The organism is Planctomycetia bacterium, from assembly GCA_021413845.1.
Lineage (GTDB): Bacteria > Planctomycetota > Planctomycetia > Pirellulales > PNKZ01 > PNKZ01.
In genome coordinates this window covers 19,660-38,781 of the sequence record JAIOPP010000164.1, presented here as the reverse complement: position 1 = coordinate 38,781, position 19,122 = coordinate 19,660, and the positions used below count along the sequence as shown (strand labels likewise).

The following is a 19,122-nucleotide window of genomic DNA, read 5'->3' as shown; positions in this document are numbered from 1 at the left end:
TAGATGGCCGGTTTGGCCTTGTCGCGGTCCGCTTCGGCCACGACGGTTAACTCCGCTCCATTGGCTTTGAAAGCAGTTTGGAACAAGCGCGCCACTTGCTGCATGTCGGCTGCGATGGCGGGCGTAGGATAGCTGTCAGGCAGCACGATTTGGTAATCGCTCCGGCCCTTGTCGGCGATCACCAGCAGCGATGAGCTGAGTTTCTCCTCGATCGCCTCATTCAACGTCCGCATCTTGTCGCCCCACACGGGAGCTATTTGCACCAGGTCGGAGCTGTCGTAGCGCTCCATGATCTTCCGTGCTTCCTGCGGGTTGCCTTGCTTGAGGAGAACCGAGGCTTCATTGATCGTGGCACTGATCGGCAGCCAACTTAAAGACTTGCCTGAACACGCAAAGGCTCTGTCATAAGCTGCGAGAGCGAGCGTCTCATTTGCCAAGAGACCGCGATAGAGATCGCCCAACTCGTGCCAACGTTCACCACTTTTCGGAGTGCGCTCAACGGCAAGCTTGAGATCCTTCTCGGCACTCGCTCCGTCCTTGAGCGCGATGTAGGCTTTCCCGCGCAGAGCAGCCGCCTCGGCGGCTTTCTCGGGTACCTCTTGCCATGCCGAGATGTCCTCGTTCTTGAATTGCGCAATCAGTTCGCTCCACTTGCGCTCCTTGGTCAGCCCACGCATCGTGGCGAGCTTAGGTTCTATGCTCGCCTCAGCAGCGGGATTGCCGGCATCAGCCGTGGCAAGCATGAGTACGGCGAGGAAAATCGTGAGCAATGGTTTCATGTGGTCGTGCATCGGATTGGAGAAGTCCGCGGTTGCGATTCAAGCCGCAAGCTGGATCATAAAAGACGTTCAAGGGATGGCTTGCCAATGGCGGGGTGAATTCGCTAAAGGGCGAAGAATGCGCATCGGCTGGAAGATCAGGCCATCACCGGTTTAGCTCGCGACCGCTTCGTTGCGGTGAAGCCTGGGATAGCTGCGTTTCCATTTTCATCGATTCCGTACTGCTACTCTCCCCTGGATTCCCGGTACGCACAAGTGTAGCGCAAACAGCATTCTATCTTCATTACCTGCAGGTTTAGCCTTTAAGCCTGCGGTTGCCGCGATGTTCGGCCCAGGCACCGTGAGACGTTCCGCGTCCGGAGCGCGAGCGCCTGTCGCGGGCAATCCACGCTCCGATAACCAGCGCGCCGTTTCGACGAAAAGTTTTGCGAGCGTTTGATCGTGTTAGTTGGGCGCTGCGACTACAGCGAACTCCATCTCACCCTCGACTCGCCGGAAAAGGAGCTCGTAGTCTGTCGACAGCATGATGCCGTTCGGCTTGGCGACTTCTTCGGCTGCCTCATTTCGCCGCGACGCCGCTCAGCGGATGTCCGGTCACCGCTTTCCAAGCGACTTCTTGCAGCACGCGGTTCACCTTCGCGGTCGTCTCTTCGTTGAAGGTGCCGTTGAGCGCCGCCGGGACCGGTAGGCCGACCGGGCTGCGACCGTAGATCTGGGCGTAGTAGACGTAGGCCACCAGCACTTGCAGCGGCGGCTTGGCGTGGCCGATCGGGTCGGTGAACAATTGCTCCTGCTTCGTTAGACCTGGGACCGTCCCCGCGGCGATTTGCTCACGCATCGCCAGTACCGCTTGGCCGACGGGCGCAACGAACACCTTGGGTTTGCCCCCGTGTTTTTCGTTCAGCATTCGCACGTGGGCATCAAGTCCGGCGAAGTATGCGTCGTGCTCGGCCTGCAGTTTCTTTCCATCGTAGACCTCACGAGTCGGAGGGGGCACTTTCTCCTTGCGGAAGTTCATGTTCACATCGAACGGCAACCAAAACTCCTGAACCAGCACGCGAATATGCGGGCTCTTCTCCGATGCCAGTCGCACGAAGTTTTCGATCCCTTCGTCCGGCAAATAGAGAGCGGCGATCGTCAGCACGTCGAGTTCGCCCGAGTTCAACACGGCCTTCGATTTGAACTTATCGTTGGCGACGTTCCAGTGCTGAATGACGTACGACCCACCGATGCTCGACAAACCGACTTGCTTATGGTCGGCGATGCCGGCCGACTTCGCGATCTGGTCCAGGATCTTCGGCATGAACACATGGAAGCTATGGCCGATCGAATAGACTCGTTCCCCTTTCGGTGGAGCAACGGCTTCCTGGCCGCGTGCTTCGACGGGAACCGCAAATAATCCGACGCACGAAACAGTCAGCACGAGGCGGCGAGTTATCTTCCACATGGCGGGTCTCAAAAGTATTAGGGCTGGAAGGCAGGGCCGCTTGATTATGCATGCGTTACGTCGCTTCGCGAGCCGGAATGGTGCGCATTCGTTTGATCGTGGCGGAGGCTACGGCCACGGGAATGATCCGCTTGGCCAGGACCACACGCTTGCCATTTTCAGAACGGTATGGAGGCGCCGAGTCCCAACCCAATCTACTTCGCAAAATGCGATAAAGACCGTCGCGTCTCGAATCGTATCTACACGAGTTCGCGAATAACTTGTGTCGTCGACGGCAAGATCGGGACCGGTCGATCGAAAATGTCGCGCACCATCAGATGCGGATCGATGCCGACGGTGTGATAAAGCGTGGCCAAAATATCCTGATAGGGGATCGGTCGGTCTGCGGCTTGGCCAGCGATCTTGTCTGTGCTGCCGATAACTTGCCCGACGCGCAATCCGCCGCCTGCCAACAGGCAACCGTTCACCGGAGCCCAGTGATCGCGACCCGCTTGCTTATTGATCTTCGGCGTGCGTCCGAACTCACCCCACACGCACACCGTCACGTCGTCTTCGAGACCCCGATCGTGGAGGTCTTGCACCAGCGCCGAAATCGCGACGTCGAACTGCGGCAGGTTCTTCTTCAAGTGCGTGAAATTATTGCCGTGCGTATCCCAAAAGCCGAACCCCACGGTCACGACGCGCACGCCTGCTTCGACCAAGCGTCGGGCCATCAGCAACTGTTCGTTCCAAAGCGGAGCGCCGTCTCCCTGATGCTTCGACGAGCCGTGTCCGTAGCGTTCGCGCACGGCCTTATCTTCGCGCTCGATATCCATCGCTTCGACCAAGCGACTTCCGGTGAGTACTTCGAACGCGTTCTTGTAGGCATTGTCTAGCTTCGACGCTTCCACGTCCGCCGCATCGCGGCGGATGCGATCGAGGCCCGAGAGGAGTTCGCGCCGACTTTGAAACTCCTCGGGACTGACGAAGCGGAGCTTCATGCTCGCCAAATCTTCGCCGTCGGCTTTGATCGGCGAGTATTGCGGACCGAGGAAGCCGGAGCCGGCGCTGTTGTACGGCTTGTGCTGCATCGTCGGAAAGAGATCGACGTACGGCGGCACGACCCGATTCACCGAGCCTTGCAACCGACCGACGACGCAACCGAGGTTGGGCCGCTGCTCGCGCTGCGCGATGTTCATCGGGAAGCCGGTGAGATTCTGGTAGCTCGTGTGCTCGTCGCGCTGTCCAACGACGGAGCGAAGCACGGCGAACTTGTCCATCATGCCGGCGAGCTTAGGCAAGTGCTCGCAGATCTTCAGGCCCGGCAGGTTGGTGTCGATCGGCTTGAACTCCCCGCGCACTTCGGCAGGAGAGTCGGGCTTCAAGTCGAACGAGTCTTGATGCGCCAGCCCGCCCGACAGGTAGACCAAGATGATCGCCTTGTGCGCCTTGGCTTTGCTCGCCGCGCTTTCGGCGCGCAAGTGGTCGGGAAGCGTGAGGCCGGCGAACGGAAGGCTGCCGAGCGCGAGACCGCCGATCTGCAGAAACGAGCGCCGTGAGCGACCGTCGCAGAAACGATTTGCGGAACCGACGAGTTGATACATCGCGGGAACTCCGGCAGGTGGCGCGAGCATGCGGGCGGCGGCGAGGCGACGACCGGTGGAAAATGGCGGGACTTCTAATTTAGCATCGTCGCGACGGCCGTGGAAATAGCGGCATTGGGATAGGACGGAGCGCGCGATAACAAGGCTTCGGAGCCCACTGACGCCGCTTCGCCATAGACACCGCGCCGTTTCTTTCGACGACATCGGCGTTCTGCTCGATCGCATGTAATCGTTTACGGTAGTTGCCTCGGCAATTCGAACTCACACGACAATCGCAAACTTGCCGTCATTCTCGTCCATAGCGAGGGCAAGCACGGAGGCCTCTCGGAACAACACGCCGTTCACCAACCTCTTCATCGCTACGCTACACGACCTTGAAGTCGATGACGATCGATTCGCAAGCGGCACGGACACGTTCCGTGAATTCAGCACGCAACTACATGTGATATATTGGCTGATTCGTGATAACGCGCCGCGCGATCACCCAAGCTGGAACCCGTCATGAACCCCACGCTCAAGCTCCTCGCTGTCTTGTTGCTCGCGTCGCCGGCTTCGTTGCACGCCGCCACGATCCGTATTATCGAGCCTTTAGATTATCAAGTTATTCAACGGGCTTCGCAGGCCGTCGGTACGGTTCGCGTTCGCGGTAAGTTGACGGACTTTGCCTTGAGTCCGGAAAAGTTGGAAACGCGCATCGTCGTCGACGGGAAGGCCGCTTCGTGGCATAGGATGGACGCGAAGATTACCGCGGAAGGTTTCGATGGTACGCTGGAAGTTCCCGCCGGTGGCTGGCATCAACTGGAAGTACGCGCGCTGCGGAACGACCAAGTTGTCGCGGGAGCGACGGTTGAGCATGTCGGCGTCGGTGAGGTCTTCGTCGTCGCGGGGCAATCCAACTCGGCCAACTTCGGTGAGGAGAAGCAAAATCCGCAAACCGGCCGAGTCGCCGCGTTTACCGGCGAGCGTTGGCAGATCGCGGACGACCCGCAGCCGGGGGCCGGCGGCAAGGGAGGCAGCTTCATGCCGCCGCTGGGCGATGAAATCGTGCGAAGGTTCAACGTTCCCGTCGGCTTCATCTCGTGCGGGATCGGCGCAACAAGCGTGAGGGAATGGCAGCCGAAAGGAACGACGTTTCCCAATCCACCGACGCTCTTGGGTCGGGTCGAAAAGCTGTCTACGGGGCGGTGGTCGAGTATGGGAGACGCATTCGCGATGCTGGTGACCCGGATGAAACAACCCGGGCTCCGTGGCTTTCGTGCCGTGCTTTGGCACCAAGGGGAGAGTGACGCGAACCAGTCCGACCCGGCTTGCACGCTGCCCGGCAAGTTTTACCGAGAGTTTTTAACCAATCTCATCCGCGAGTCGCGGCGCGAAATCGGCTGGGAAGCGCCGTGGTTCGTGGCACAGGCGAGTTATCATGTGCCCGGCGATGAAGGGAGCGACGATATCCGCGCCGCGCAGGCATCGCTGTGGAAGGATGGCGTCGCGCTCGAAGGCCCGGATAGCGACGCGATCAAAGGCAGGTTTCGCGAGCGCAAGGGGAAAGGCGTCCACTTCAGCGGGGAGGGATTGCGCGTTCACGGCGTGAAGTGGGCCGAGAAGGTCATCCCCTGGCTCGAACGCGAATGCACATTGAAACTGCCGGCGATGTTTTCGGATCGGATGATCCTTCAGCGTGAACAGCCGGTGCCGGTTTGGGGTTGGAGCGTGCCGGGCGATGAGATCACCGTTCACTTCGCGGGTCAGTCGAAGACGGCGGTCACTGATATTACGGGCAAGTGGATCGTCCGGCTCGACGCGATGAAAGCTAATACGGATCCGCAAACGATGAACTTGGTCTCAAAGTTCGGCGCACGGACGACAATCCGCGATGTACTCATCGGCGAGGTGTGGCTTTGCGCGGGGCAATCGAACATGGCGCTGCCGGGCTTGGCAATATTAAGCGAAACACTTCGCAACGTCGAACCGGTGAAGGTGCTCAGTTCGGTATTCTCCCGGAGACGATTCAGGAGACCAAGCTGACGAGGCTGAGAGTTGGTTCTAAGCGGCAGGGCGTGCGTTATACTCGTATGAAAATGTTCCGGCGGTAGAGCCACCTTGCCAAAAGCAAGATCCATAGCATGGCGACCGATGTCGTGGCGATGCCGCTGCTACCATCGGCGACGTGCGTATTGAGATACTTGCCGATATCTCCGCCGACGAATCGGTCGGCAAGGCCTTTGAAGTCGACGATGCGCGAAATTAGATAGAGCGCGATGGCGTTCGATCCGATCCAGATAAAAGGGAGGCACCACGTACGGCGTTCATAGACATCGATGAGCAGATAGAAGACCGCCAGCAGCCACATGCTAAGGCCGGCCGAGACCAAGACGTACGACGATGTCCAAATCCGCTTGATGATCGGAAACTGTACCGACCATGTCAGGCCCAGCACGAGGCACGCGGCTCCGGCCGCCGAGAGCCAGACGACTTTGCGCTTCGGTACGATTCGTGTGTTCTTCAGTAGCAACCCGCAGATGGAGCCGAGCAGCACAAGCGCTACCGACGACACGATGCTCAACAGTCCCATGTTCGTGTAATAGCCCTTGTTGTTGCGGTGGCCGGGCATGAAGCGATAGTCGATATAGTGCGTTAGATTCCTCCCGTCTTCATAGACTCCTCGAATTCGTCCCTCGACGGCCGCCGCGACATCGTATGGCGACTGCGAGGCGACTTGTTGCGCAAGCGGCTCGACGACTTCCGGATCCAACTTCAGGTCAGGAAACGGAACGAAGGTGAGCACAGCCCAGTAGCCGATCAAGAGCACGGCACTGACGGTCAAGAGCCTCTGCGTCGTACGGACGACGCAATATACGCCGGCCGCGAGGCAGTAGCAGATCGCGATGTGCTGCAGCACGCCTCCCCAACGGATATTCGATAGCGGCTGAGATAGGCCGCCGTAGTAGAAGAGTCCCAAGGCAAACAGTAATGCGCTTCTCCGTACGACGCGCGCCAGGGTAGCCGATCTTCCGGCAGCCAGCGTGCGATCGAGCGAAAAGACCATCGATACGCCGACGAGAAACAGGAACAGCGGAAAGATGAGATCGTAAAACCGAAAGCCCTCCCATTCCTCGTGTTCCAACTGCGTCGCAATCCACTGTGTCACTCGATTCCCGTTCACCCCTTTGAGCGCAAGCCCGACGGCGTCGGCTCCGAGGATCCAAAACATATCGAAGCCGCGCAGGGCGTCGACGGAAACGAACCGCTGCGACGCGGTCTCGACCGGTGCCGTCGCCGCCGAATTCGATTCAGGGCGCAGGTCGGTTTCGGTGAGCGTCGTTGCCATGGTTACCGTCGGAGTCGCAAGGGTGTCGTCGTGAGCAGGCTGCGGATCGGCTTGAGCCGTTTTCATGGGCTTCGCGCGACGCGGAAACCCGTGTTGGCCGTGCGAGCCGTGAGTTTGTAGTTGTTGCGATAGGCGCTGCGGCAATGAAGATCGAAGTAGTGCCAAGCTCCGCCCCTCACGACTTTGGCTCCGCCTGTCTCCGGTCCCTGCGGATCGTCGATCGGGCTACGGGCATACCACGCGGCATCGTGCCAATCTTGGCAGCGTTCCCAGACATTGCCCGACATATCGTAAAGCCCGAAGGGATTGGCCGGTTTCTTCCCGACGGGCTGAGCGCCTAGATGGTCGGCGTTGTCTTCGAACCACGCGTGATTCACCAGTAGTTTGCGATCGTCGCCGAACCAATACTGCGTGGTCGTTCCGGCTCGGCAGGCGTATTCCCATTCAGCCTCGGTCGGAAGCCGATAGCCATCGGCGCCGGCGACGAGTTGATACGCTTTCCGGTCGTCGAGCCGGTAGCAGGCGGATCGTTTCTCGCTCTCGCTCAGCCAATTGCAGAACGCCGCCATATCGTTCCATGTGAGCTGAGTCACCGGCGAGTCGTCGGTGACTTTGAGCCCTGGCGTGTGCCAAAGCGCCTTCTTTTTCTCCGGCGCGGTTTCGCCGATCTTACTGGAGTTGCCGCCGCCGAAGCGTTCGGTCTCGGTCTCGGTCACGTAGCGCGTCGCCTCGACGAATCGCCGAAACTGGCCGATGGTTACTTCGGTCGCGCCGAGTCGAAACGGCTTGGTGAGCTTTACGCGATGGCTAGGCTGCTCGTCTTTCTCGATTCGGGTTCGTTCGGCTCCCGGCGGCGACTGCCGCTTGGTATCGGCCCATGCGGCGGTCTCCATGAGCAACCCGGGCGCACCTCCCATCATGAACTCGCCCGGTGGCATCAAAACGAGCGCCATGTCGATCGAGTTCGTCACAACTACCGGCTGTTCCAAGTGCTTGCTCCACGACTCTTGATAGGCTCGGGCCTGTCCGGCATCGAACGGCGCGGCGGCCGGCGGCGGTTCGTTCGCAACTGAAACCAGCCCGGCGAAGCAGGCGGAGATTACGTAGAGTTGCTGCATCATCGACCGTCATATCTCTCAAGAAAGGGAATAGTGACTCGACGTAGGCACCGGCGTCACTCATCAGCAGTGACTGTTATCGACACGGGTGGCGAGATCGTGACGGCGCCTTGGTGATCGGTTGCCTCGGCCGTAAACGTGTAAGTTCCCGGACCGAGGCTTTGCCAAAGATTGTACGGCGGCGTCACGGCGCGTCCCAAGTTCTTAGCTCCGAGAAAGTATTCCACTTTTACGATCGTGCCGTCGTCTCGAGCGTTCGTCTGCAAGTTGAACTTGGCGGAACCGGTCTTGTAGATCGTTCCCTCTTTCGGAGCGTCGATGACGACCGTCGGTGGTACGTTCTTTCCGCTCACGGTGAACCGAATCGGCGCCGAAGTGGTGCTGCCGCCGAAATCGTCGTACGACTTGGCCGTGACCGTGTAGCTGCCGTCGGGCACGTTCTTCCAGTCAAATCGATAGGTCGCGACTGCCGACTGACCATGTGCTTTGTAGGCCACGCCCGATTGATCATTTACGAAATCGAACACGGAGTCGCGATCCTCGCCGAGGAGCGTCGTCCCGGCGTAGAACTCCACCTTGCGAATCAAGCCGTCCGGATCGGCGGCTGTCGCTTCAAGTCGGACGACATCGGCAGGCTGCGTGAAGTTGCGGTTCGATGTCGGCGAGGTAATGTTTACCGCTGCATCGCGATTTGCCGAACATTTCCAGCGGATCGTGGAGTCGCGATCCAAGAAAGTCCGCACACTCGTTCCGATACCGCCGTTAGGCACGTCGCCTGTTCCCACCCATTTGCAGATGCCGGTCTCATCCGAACTCGACTTAGGCGGCATCGTGAGCGTCTGATAAGTTCCTCGAGAGAGTCGAAGCACGTTCGAGGTGGTCCCGCTTGAAGTCTCAACCGTCGTGGTGACGGTTATACCGGACGGTTCATCGGAATAGGTTGCAGGTATCCCTTGGCTCAAGTTGTAAAAGGTCCCGCTATTAACCGTTTCCAATCGAAGGGCCCTAACCATGTATTGCGCCGGATCGTTCGCTGGATTTGGATCGGTGAAAGAGTTTCCGGTGATGAAACCCGATGTGCCGGACTTGTCCCCCGTCAAACGCTTGAACCGTCCGTCGGCGTCGTCCCGGCGAAAGACGTGATAGCCTAACACCGAATCTTCCGAGCCTTCCCATGAAACCACGACGCCGCGATCGCGGTCGCTTTGCACCCCGACGTTTCGCGGCGGCGCGACGACGAACATTCGCAGGGTCGGATCTCCCATCAGCGCCGTTTGAACGCCGTTCATCCACTTGTACGACGCGACGACCTGCGATTGACTGCGACGCACGCTGAAGCCGATCGGACGCCCCAACCCCATCTCGTGAAGCGTCCAGAATTTTCGGCCCCATAGGCACGTCAAGGCATTCGGCTGCGACGCAAGCGGCGCACGCAGCAGACTGTTCCGGTCGTCCCAGACGCCGAAGAAACTGCCGAACAGAATATGGAAGACGCTCTCTACGCGATTGTTCGCGAAGTCGGTCGTCGTGCCGATCGTAGCACATGACGTCGGCTGTCCTCCACCCGCGCCGAAGGCCCAGAGATAGGAACCGTCGCGAAGAGAGGGAAACCAAGTATGCGAGACCTTGCGGTCCATGTTGTCGAATCCGAGCATCGGGGTGAAGTTACGAATTCCATCTTCGCAGTTGCCGAAGCCGTCGATGTGCAAGGCACGCCGATCGGGATTGATCACTCGATGCCGGTATCGGTGGTTCTTGTCTAAGTAGCGACGTAGTAGTTCCGTTTCCGTGGCGCCGAAGGCCGGCATATCTGAGAGATCGACACGTCCGACTGCCAACTCAACTCGGCCGTCGCCGGGAATCGTGCTCTGGTCGAACTTGCCGTCACCCGGCACATTCACGTGCTTCTCGATTCGAGGAACAAGTTCGTTGATTCGCGGTTTGTCGTCGATGTCAGTCCATAACTCGTCATCCATGTCGCCGTAGTACACGTCTGCCGGCCATGCCCCCAGGTGATCGACCTGATGGCCGTCGGGGGAGATACTTCCCGAGTAAGGAACGGGGAGGCGGCCGAACAAGAAGACGGATTTGATGCCCGAAGGGTCGGCGACGTAGTCGGCCTTGATGACGGATTTGACCTGTCGCACGGAGAGTGTCGAAGCAACGTCGTGCCGGATGACCTCCCAACCATCGCCGATCAAGTCGTGCACGAAACGCGTCAGTTCGGGCCGCAACGATTCCACGAATCGATCGTCGACCACCAGGATCAACTTGCCTCGCAGCTCGACCGGCGGCTCCTCCAATCCGACGAGGATGAAGGTCGACGCGGTGAAGTCCCGGCCATCGTTAGTCCCCAGCTTATCGATGCGGTATTCAAAGGCGGAGCCAATTTCAACGTCGGAATCGATATAGCGAATTTCCTTCGCACCGAGATCGAAGGGGGCATTGATCGCCGATCCCCAGCGATCGAAACCCTCGACTCCGATCGGTCGACGATAGATCGCCCAATTCCGGACGGCTGGATCCGGCTTCCACTTCAGTACGATCGCGGGGGACGGTTTGCCGGTCGTCTGGGCGCTCACTTGCACGACGGCGCGGTGGGGGAGCAATGCCGCGTCGACAACCGACGTGCCTAGGTTCAGGAGTATCACGCAAGTCCCGGCCAGGATTCGCGACATACAATTCCTCACGCGACGCGCACTTTGGAAGCGAAAACATCACGAAACGTTGACAAGGAAGCCGTAATTTTTCGACGACTGGCTCATTGCAATCATCGTGATTCGGCGGCGGCTATTTCAAGGGCTTATGCGCCGTTACCTCGCTCACGCGAAACGGACTGGCAGGCAATCCTACACTGTTGGCTAAATTGCAGTTCGGCACGTTGGCCCATCCATGGCGCACCGACGTCGGAGTCGGCACGGTGGGACTGCTCACGACCACGGTGTCACCCTCGATCACCGCCTCGGCATCGATGAACACTCCTTCGGCTCCGGCGACGGTAAACTCTTTTACTGCCTTGCCGTCTCATGTTTTCACCCCGCCGGTGGCAACGGCCGTCAGTCGTATAACTGACGGCCGTGTTGAGCGTCACGGCGTTCCGTACTTTTGCACGCGAGTTCCGGTCATCTCGGCCCGGCCAGCGATACTCGCTCCAGGTCACGGTATCTGTAGCTGACGCAAGGCCTCTTGCACGCGCTGTCTAATTGCGATCGATAACTCGTTTTATGGAGCCGGTGTCGCACTCAACGAGCCGAGCCCGATCGCCACGAACGTAATCTTTTGAGAGCGTTCGCGTTCGTAGATGAGCCCGATGCGTCCGTCGGCTAACCGAGTTAAGCCGGTATAGCCCGACCAGCCGTCGATCAACCGGCTCATCGGCCAAGTCTTGCCTTCGTCGAAACTTGCTCGAACCGTAGTCCGATGCCGTTTCAAAAGACTGTCAGGATTTGCGAATAGCAACACGCTCTTCTCTTGGTCGCCGGGCCAAGCAAACCGAATCAAACTCGCCTGACACTTCGGTTCGATAAGCTGCTCGTCGCGCACCGGTTCGCTCCACGTAGCGCCGCCATCGCGACTGCGACTCACGAGACGTCGGCCGGCCAATTCGGGCCGACCGCCCGATTGGGCCCAATGGTTGCGCATGTTGATGAGCAACTCGGAACTGTCGCCGGCGACCGTCTCGACCAATTGACATTCATTAGTGTGCAAGCCGACGTTGCCACCGACTTGCCACGTTTGGCCATGATCGTCGCTGTAAACGACATGCGACGTACTCGGACCACTGCGATCTTTCGTCTCACGATGGTACGCCGGCAGCACAAGCCGGCCACGATGCGGTCCGCGTGTGAGTTGAATCCCCACGCCGGGACCGAGCGCGTTCCAACCCCAACTCGGTCGCGAGGTTTGTGCGGTGATGTCTTTGACCGGTGCCCAGCTGACCCCGTCGTCGTCGCTGAACGTGATCAATACGGAATATACGGCAATATTATTGCGGATCATCGACAGCCACACACGGCCCGTCGATTGATCGACGACGGCGGTGGGATTGCCGATCGTCACAACGGCGTCGCCCCCTTCTTCATGCACGAGTTGAAGTTTCTGCCACGTACGGCCATGGTCGGTGCTGCGACGCAACACGAGGTCGTGATCGCCGTCATCGCTCAGGCTCGCCTTGCGTCCTTCGCAAAAGGCGAGCAGCGTCCCGACTTTGGTGGTTATGAGCGACGGAATACGATAGGCAAAGTATCCATTCTCACCACCGACAAAAACATCGACCTTCTCGAGCGACTGGGCCGTGGCAACGCTCATGACCATCGACCAACCCAGGACTGCCAACCACATCGACTTCATCTTCATCACACACCTCCGCGGACGACCGGATAGGAGACACATAGTCCTTCACTCTTGCCATGAGCCGCTACTTAACGGGCTTTTGCGCGGCTAGCTCGCTGACACGAAACGGACTGGCAGGCAATCCTTCGCCGTTGGCCAAGTTGCAGCTCAGCATGTTCGCCCACCCATAGCGCATGGCCTTCGGCGTCGGCACGCTGGGGCTGCTTACAACCACGGAGTCGCCCTCGATCACCGCCTCGGCATCGACGAACACGCCGTCGGCACCGGCGATGGTAAAGCCTCTGAGCGCCTTGCCGTCTCCCGTCTTCAATCCGCCGGCGGCATGGGTAAATCGAACGATCACGCGGCCGTTGTCGGACGCGCACGAAGCGTAGACCGGTCCGGAGTATTCGAGGCTCTCGCCGTAGACCAGCGCCCGCGCCGCCAGTGCGAGACGCGAGCCGACCGGCTGCTTGTTCGGCGGATGAAAATCCTTGGGATCAACGGGACCGACGTCGGTCGTGACTACCATGGCGGTATTCGGCACAGTTTGCCATGTCTGCAGTTGGGCCTCGCGAAGCTCGGGCGTCCAGCCGTTGTGAGGCGCGACTTGAACGAATAAAAACGGGAAATCGCGAACTCCCCACTCTCTGCGCCAACTCTTGATCAGAGACGGAAACAAGTGGCGGAAAGTCACCGCATCGCCGGAGTCGGATTCTCCCTGATACCAAATCACACCTTGGATGGCATACGGCTGCAGGGGCGCGATCATCGCGTCGTAGAGCACCATCGGCCGGTTGACGTCCTCTGCCGGATCGGAGCCCCACTGGGCGTTCCAGTTTCTGATTCTTGCGTCCCAGTCGGCGAGGTATTTCTCTACCATGGGATCGCCGGTAAACGCACTGCGGGGCGACCAAGCCCGACAGGTCGTCCCTCCCATCGCTTGATAGATCACACCCACCGGGATTCCCAAAGCTTTGCGCAGATCTCGCGCAAAGTAGTAAGCCACGCCTGAAAAGTTCGGGATGTTGGCCGGCGTGCAAAGCCTCCATTTGCTCGGGGTGCCGTTGTATTGCAACGGCATGCTGGCGCGCGGCCCGGTGGTGCTGACGCCCAGCGGGACCGTCAGCAGGCGCAATTGCGAATCGTCGGCAGCGGCGATATCCGCCGCACCGTTGCTGCACTTGTAGATCGGCCACTCCATGTTCGACTGGCCAGACGCCACCCACACCTCCCCGACGAGAACATCGGTCATGACCGCGGCCGGATCGCCGGCCGCCGAAGTGATGCGCACGTCCATCGGCTGCGACGAGGCTTTCAGCGGAGCCATTTCAACTCGCCACCTGCCGTTCCCATCGGCTTTAGTCGCGACGGTCGCCGGCGGGTTAATCGGTGCCGGCCCTTGCGGAGAGAGCGTCACGGTGACCGTGTCGCCGGGCTTCGCCGTTCCCCAGATGGGAACCGGCTGATTCCGCTGAAGAACCATGTGGTCGCTGAACACCGATGCCGCAGTCAAAACCGGCGGCGGTGTCGGGGCAGGCGGAGCGTCGTCGTAGTCGGCCGACAGAGTCACGCGCCCATAGGCCGTCGTCGCGTAGAGTAGAAGATACCAATCCCCAGCCTTCGGGTCGGCGATGGAGATCCGCTCGTTGTTGCCGACAACGCCGGAGCGCGCGTCGTTGACCGTAGTCGTCGGCGTCGCTCCGTGCTTCGCATACAACGTCACGCCCGCTTCTCTTCCGGTCGCTATTCCTCGGGTAGTGATAGTGAGTCGAGTCTGGTTAACCGGCACGAAGATCTTGAAGACTCGGCTCGTCCAACGATCTCCGCCGAGGTCGGTGACCGGCGAGCCATCGGTTAGTTCGTTCACAGACTGAGCCATGCCGAAACGCGAGGTGGCCGTCATCGACAACAAGCAAATCAACGCCCCAAGCAGATTGATGTTCATTCGTTGCCTTGCGATTTCATGGAATGATTGTTTGCCTCGAGCACGGAGCTATCGAGCATCCCAATCTCGATTCGGAGTCTTCCAGACGATGCGCGCGGCGTAGACGCTGTTGTCCGAACCGTACTTGTTTCCTGGAACCGAAATACCTTTCGGTCCTTGCATCCACTCGGCCGTGGTGACCCAGGTTTCGTTCGGGCTGACTTCGGTGACACCGAAGGCGTTACCCAGTCCCGCCCCTCGCTCGGGAATCAAAATTCGCTCCGTGGCGCGGACTACTTGCAGCTTCTCCGGATCGACTTGGGCGATGAACAGCGGCGCGCGGTTGCGGAAGACGTGATCGTTGTTCGCGCCGACTCGCGTGTAGACGAGAAACAGGCCGTTGCTATGCGTGACCCAATGTTGTTGAGTGTTTCGGCTGCCGAGATCCCCGCCGTCGTCGAAGCGCCAGCGTTTGACCTCGCCGTAACGCAGACCGTCGTCCGAGGTCGCCACGTACGCCGCGCGATCGTTACGCATGGTCAGATAGTAGCGCCCGCGGAAGCGAGTCAGCGACGGTTCGAAGACGCCCGTCTGTCGCCCCGCCGGTTGCTTGTATTCGACCCCCGGCTCCGTCGGTCGCGAGAGTTCGTCGCCGTGCGCGATGTAGGCGAGCTTCTTGCCGTCGAACGAGCAGCGCATCACCGAGGTGTGGTACGGGCTCTGGCCGCTCGTCTTGAAGTGAAACGGCAAGAGGAGCTCGCCATTCGGGAGATCGACGCGCTGACTTGCCCCGACCGTCGCGTAGAAAAATTTGGGATCGTCGGGCATGACGACCATCTCCCATTGCGTCCACGAGCGCTGCTGCGGGTCGTAAACGGAGTACGCCGCGCGCGATGGGGCATCGTTTTGATTGATCTTCACTTCCGCGCCGGCGGCGTTCTTCTGGTAGCGTACGGTCGGGCCGGTTCCCAAAAGCTTGCCGGTTTGCGCATGCCACTTCGATGTGAAATCGCCGACGATGATCTCGACGCCGTTCGGCTCCTTGCGTCGATCCAACGTCGCATGCTCTAGCGGCGGCGACCATGTTTTGCCGAGATCATCGGTGCGGACTTCATTTACGGCAAAGAAAACGTCGCTTCCCTTAAGCCACAGCTTCTGCATCGTCAGCACGACGCTCGGAGTCGAATCCGGACTCTTTCCCGGCACGATTCCTGCGCGCGGCGCCACCCAGCAGGTCTTACCGTCGAAGCCGGAGGTGATCGTGTCGAGTTTGATCGTATAGTCGGGCATGGTCGACAGTGGACTGCCGGCGACTTTAGGAGCTTTCTCCTCGGCGTGTAGACTCGACTGTCCCGTAGCTGCGCCTAAGCAGCAAACGAAACCGATCACCAGATACAAGTGTTTTCGTGCCGCCATGCTGCGCTCCTAGTGGAATGTAAGTTCTTCGACCGGCTTCTCAGGATCGAGTTTCGATCGCTGGAAATGAAATATCATCGGCCCACGCGTGTCGGCTATCGGCCCGCAGTCGAGGGAATGAAATCCTTGATCACCCTCACGAACGGCTTCGCTTGGTCGCGATCCTTGGAGTCCCAGCCGATGACAAAGTCGATCGAGCCGTCTTTGTTTTTCAGATCGGGCATGAAGCAGCGGACGCAGTTCTCGAGATCTTGCCAGTCGGCACTACTCGCGCACTCGATCCCCAGGTACGGCTCGATGCTTAAGCGACCGTCGTTGCCCACTGCGATGCGATTGAACTGCACCTTCGTTCCGGTGTTTTCGGCCGGGGCGGTCAAGAAGAATTGCCCGCCGTCGGGCGCGGTGATGATACGCTCGCCGGGTCGCCTAAAGCCGATCGTCGCGACGGCGTCGCCGGACGGCGTCGTCAAGTGCACGCCGTCGATGAATTGCTTCGAGGCGATGGCGTACGAATAGAGCGAGCCGTCGCTCATAAGGACGAGCAGAAATCGACTACACGGAGAGAGAGCCAGATAGCTCCCGGCGCTCGCGCCGTTCTCCGAGACAGGTAACGAAAAGCCGAAGAGGTCGCGTAGCCCGTCGTTCTCGGCAACTTCGTAGCAGAAGACCTTTTCGTCTAAGTTGCTCGGGAGTAGAGCTTTGTCCTTGACTCCGAGTTCTTCTACGAACACCGGGTTCGGCTTGCCGGTACCGAAGATCTCCTGCCGACGGCTCCCGTTGTGTGCGTTCCAAATCAGCCGGCTTTGCAGGGTCTGAAGTGCGCCGCAGCAGCGGTTCATGTAGGCGGCCGTTTGACTGGGAACGGAGCCCGACGTCGCGTCGGCGCCGAGTTGCTTCGGATCGAAGAGCTCCAGCCCGGTAGAGAACGGCGTTCCCCCGCGGCCCGAACGTCCGGTGCCGGAATCCATCAATCGACCGCCGAACACCGGGAAGATTCGATCGTATTGCTTTAAGCCTTCGCGCGCATGCTGATCCACCGGCACTGCCGCCAGACGTCTGTGAAACTGGTCCGACGTCATGACGTCTAAGACTTTGCCGCCCGCGGCGTATTTGATCTTAGTCATGCCCGTGTAACCGGTGACATAAAGCCATTGCTCGTCACCTTGCTTGACCCAACCGGAGTCGTAGGGGCCTACTCCGACGGCGAGCGCCGCCTTGCCGGGCAACGCCGTTTTAGTCACGGCCCGTTTCTCTTCCAGCTTGGAGAAATCGAACGTAGCCAAAGGATAAATTGCATACTCGCTCACCCCGACGGCCTTATCCGGTACGCCGGGAACCGGTGTGATGAGGAAGACGGGCCCGAGGCTCGGTCCGCCTTTTAATGAATCGGCCAGCGCGCCTTGCGCATCCGGATTGGCCTTCAACTTCTCGACCACTTCATACTTCACCGTCACGGTCCCTTTAGGGGCGTCGGCGTAAGTCCAATATTTATCTTCTGACGAGGGCCGATGAAGCATGGAGGCATTCCACCCGTCGCTCATCAAAAGTTGTCGAATGGAAGCACGAGGAATCTCCAGCCCATCGGTTCCGGCAGCGCCGACCAAGCGACGGCCGTAGCCGGTACTGACGAGATGCAGCATCGTCTTGCTGACGCCGTTGATCGTGGCTTCTTGCGTCGGGGCGAACGTGGTGCTGCCATCCTTCGAGACCGTATCGGAGAGTGAATTGACCTCACCGAAAGCTTTGTTGTTTCCTTGGTCGTCGAGGTCGAGCCGCCAAGGACCGCCGGCGGATTGTTTTCCCGCCGGGACAATCAAGAGGCCGGCTTCGGTGACCATGGGCTTGCCGAGTTTCCGTTCGTCCGCCGCAGCGCCGATCGTCGGCCCGGTCTTGTAGAGCGTAGGCGTGGCAGTCTCCCAGGTTCCGACATGCAGTCGAACATCGGCGGCGAACGCCTGCGCATCGCGCCAATCTTGCGGGATCGAAAAGAGCCCGCCGATTCGTCGCTGCGATAAATCGCCCAAATTGGGTCCCGTTTTCAAGTCGAGGATATCGACGATAAAAACACGGCCATGCCCGCAGACCATCGTCCAGTTGCCGCTCAGCCATCCGGGCGAACCCTTCATCACAGCGCCGCCGGGACATAACTTCTGCAATTCGAACGGCGGCGAGATCTCGAACTTTTTCGTGTTCGGGTCGAAGCGGACCACGCGATACTCGGCGATGAAATAGATGCGGCCTTCGTCATCGATGGCGGAAAGAGTTTGGCCGAGATCATCGTCTCCCTCGCCGAGAATATTGCGTTGAACCCCTCGCCAATCCTTCTCTTTCACCTCGCTCGTGACATGGACGAGAACATCGTTGCCGAGATTCACCGTCTCATCCCCTTGCCCTCTGCCCCAAGATTCTTGAATGGGAATCTCCACCAAGAATTTTTGCCAGCGGGCCAGCTTCGTCCCTTCGTAAAGCGCCTTCTTGTAGGTGATGTACAAGCTGGCCTTCGTCGGATCCTTCGGTGCAGCCGTCTGCCGGCTCAACAAGGCAACGCCACCCCGCAACGGAGCTTCCCCTTCCGTAATTACCGGGTAGGTGATGTCTTGCTTCGAGACGGAACGCTTCGGCGATTCGATTTGCACGGCTCGGAGCGTCTTCACGTCGGGAAGCTGTATCTTCGGCGCACTTGCGCCCGCCGGTGCGGCGCTCATCGCCGTGCCCGGTTCGATAAAGGCAAAGGGACCGGTCGCCGAGGTCGAGAAGCCGCTTTTCACCGGAGCTTCCACGATGGGCGAAGCCGTCTTCGCGACGATCGACTTTCCGCCGGCATCCTTCACTGCGATGCTCATTCCCGAGCAGTTACCGAACTTTGAGAGATCGATCACGAGCGTGCCGTTGACGGCCGGGTCGGACAGATCGATCAGCAGATCCTTTTCTTTTCCTTCCCCGCGCAGTTTCAACTCCGCAGTCAAGCCGCGGTTCGCTTGGCGAAGCAGATCGAATCGATCGAGCCGCACGATGAGCTCGTCGCCCGTGCGAAACACCTCGATCGGTTCGGCGGCACGCATGGGGGCGCAAAGAGCTAGCGTGAAGAGAACCGAAGCCGCTGTGTGAGCGATGCGATTCTTCATGTTGATACCTTTTGGCTGAAGTTATGTTTCATGGCGGGCTCGATCGGTAGGTTAACCGCGGAGAATGGAG

Annotated in this window: 11 protein-coding genes; 1 reads left to right on the top strand and 10 read right to left on the bottom strand. The window is 59.5% G+C overall.

Annotated elements, in window-relative coordinates; genetic code table 11:
- The 3 genes from K8U03_26680 to K8U03_26670 form a co-directional block, all read right to left on the bottom strand.
- A partial coding sequence (locus K8U03_26680; GenBank protein ID MCE9608486.1) for a hypothetical protein occupies positions 1 to 779 on the bottom strand: 779 nt, incomplete at its 3' end.
- A gap of 559 nt (positions 780 to 1,338) precedes the next feature.
- Positions 1,339 to 2,226, bottom strand: coding sequence for a hypothetical protein (locus tag K8U03_26675; GenBank protein ID MCE9608485.1), 888 nt, complete (start codon positions 2,224 to 2,226; stop codon positions 1,339 to 1,341).
- Between the two features lie 239 nt (positions 2,227 to 2,465).
- A complete protein-coding gene (locus K8U03_26670) occupies positions 2,466 to 3,809 on the bottom strand; it encodes a DUF1501 domain-containing protein (GenBank protein ID MCE9608484.1) in 1,344 nt (447 codons plus the stop codon).
- 501 nt (positions 3,810 to 4,310) lie between these two features.
- On the opposite strand from K8U03_26670, the gene K8U03_26665 reads away from it, so the two are divergent.
- On the top strand, positions 4,311 to 5,831 hold the full coding sequence (locus K8U03_26665; GenBank protein MCE9608483.1) for a sialate O-acetylesterase: 1,521 nt from the start codon (positions 4,311 to 4,313) through the stop codon (positions 5,829 to 5,831).
- A 37-nt stretch (positions 5,832 to 5,868) separates the two neighbouring features.
- Here K8U03_26665 and K8U03_26660 read toward each other — a convergent pair whose 3' ends face one another.
- The 7 genes from K8U03_26660 to K8U03_26630 all read right to left on the bottom strand — a co-directional run bounded on the left by K8U03_26660 (position 5,869) and on the right by K8U03_26630 (position 18,989).
- Positions 5,869 to 7,200: a DUF5009 domain-containing protein gene (locus K8U03_26660; GenBank protein ID MCE9608482.1), complete on the bottom strand. Its 1,332-nt coding sequence runs from the start codon at positions 7,198 to 7,200 to the stop codon at positions 5,869 to 5,871.
- Positions 7,197 to 8,252, bottom strand: coding sequence for a formylglycine-generating enzyme family protein (locus tag K8U03_26655; protein MCE9608481.1), 1,056 nt, complete (start codon positions 8,250 to 8,252; stop codon positions 7,197 to 7,199). Before K8U03_26655 ends, K8U03_26660 begins: the two co-directional genes overlap by 4 nt.
- A gap of 56 nt (positions 8,253 to 8,308) precedes the next feature.
- A complete protein-coding gene (locus tag K8U03_26650; GenBank protein ID MCE9608480.1) occupies positions 8,309 to 10,930 on the bottom strand; it encodes a hypothetical protein in 2,622 nt (873 codons plus the stop codon).
- Positions 10,931 to 11,474: 544 nt separating this feature from the next.
- Entirely contained in the window at positions 11,475 to 12,608 is a 1,134-nt protein-coding gene (locus K8U03_26645) for a glycoside hydrolase (GenBank protein MCE9608479.1), read from the bottom strand.
- 61 nt (positions 12,609 to 12,669) lie between these two features.
- Positions 12,670 to 14,532, bottom strand: a complete 1,863-nt coding sequence (locus tag K8U03_26640; protein MCE9608478.1) for a pre-peptidase C-terminal domain-containing protein — start codon at positions 14,530 to 14,532, stop codon at positions 12,670 to 12,672.
- 48 nt (positions 14,533 to 14,580) lie between these two features.
- On the bottom strand, positions 14,581 to 15,810 hold the full coding sequence (locus K8U03_26635; GenBank protein MCE9608477.1) for a glycoside hydrolase: 1,230 nt from the start codon (positions 15,808 to 15,810) through the stop codon (positions 14,581 to 14,583).
- Positions 15,811 to 16,022: 212 nt separating this feature from the next.
- Positions 16,023 to 18,989: a hypothetical protein gene (locus tag K8U03_26630; protein MCE9608476.1), complete on the bottom strand. Its 2,967-nt coding sequence runs from the start codon at positions 18,987 to 18,989 to the stop codon at positions 16,023 to 16,025.
- Positions 18,990 to 19,122: the final 133 nt, after the last annotated feature.

Excerpts from the sequence above, each read along its gene's own strand:
- K8U03_26675 (MCE9608485.1), bottom strand. The coding sequence starts at position 2,226 with ATGTGGAAGATAACTCGCCGCCTCGTGCTGACTGTTTCGTGCGTCGGA.
- K8U03_26670 (MCE9608484.1), bottom strand. The coding sequence starts at position 3,809 with ATGTATCAACTCGTCGGTTCCGCAAATCGTTTCTGCGACGGTCGCTCA.
- K8U03_26665 (MCE9608483.1), top strand. The coding sequence starts at position 4,311 with ATGAACCCCACGCTCAAGCTCCTCGCTGTCTTGTTGCTCGCGTCGCCG.
- K8U03_26660 (MCE9608482.1), bottom strand. The coding sequence starts at position 7,200 with ATGAAAACGGCTCAAGCCGATCCGCAGCCTGCTCACGACGACACCCTT.
- K8U03_26655 (MCE9608481.1), bottom strand. The coding sequence starts at position 8,252 with ATGCAGCAACTCTACGTAATCTCCGCCTGCTTCGCCGGGCTGGTTTCA.
- K8U03_26650 (MCE9608480.1), bottom strand. The coding sequence starts at position 10,930 with ATGTCGCGAATCCTGGCCGGGACTTGCGTGATACTCCTGAACCTAGGC.
- K8U03_26645 (MCE9608479.1), bottom strand. The coding sequence starts at position 12,608 with ATGAAGATGAAGTCGATGTGGTTGGCAGTCCTGGGTTGGTCGATGGTC.
- K8U03_26640 (MCE9608478.1), bottom strand. The coding sequence starts at position 14,532 with ATGAACATCAATCTGCTTGGGGCGTTGATTTGCTTGTTGTCGATGACG.
- K8U03_26630 (MCE9608476.1), bottom strand. The coding sequence starts at position 18,989 with ATGCGTGCCGCCGAACCGATCGAGGTGTTTCGCACGGGCGACGAGCTC.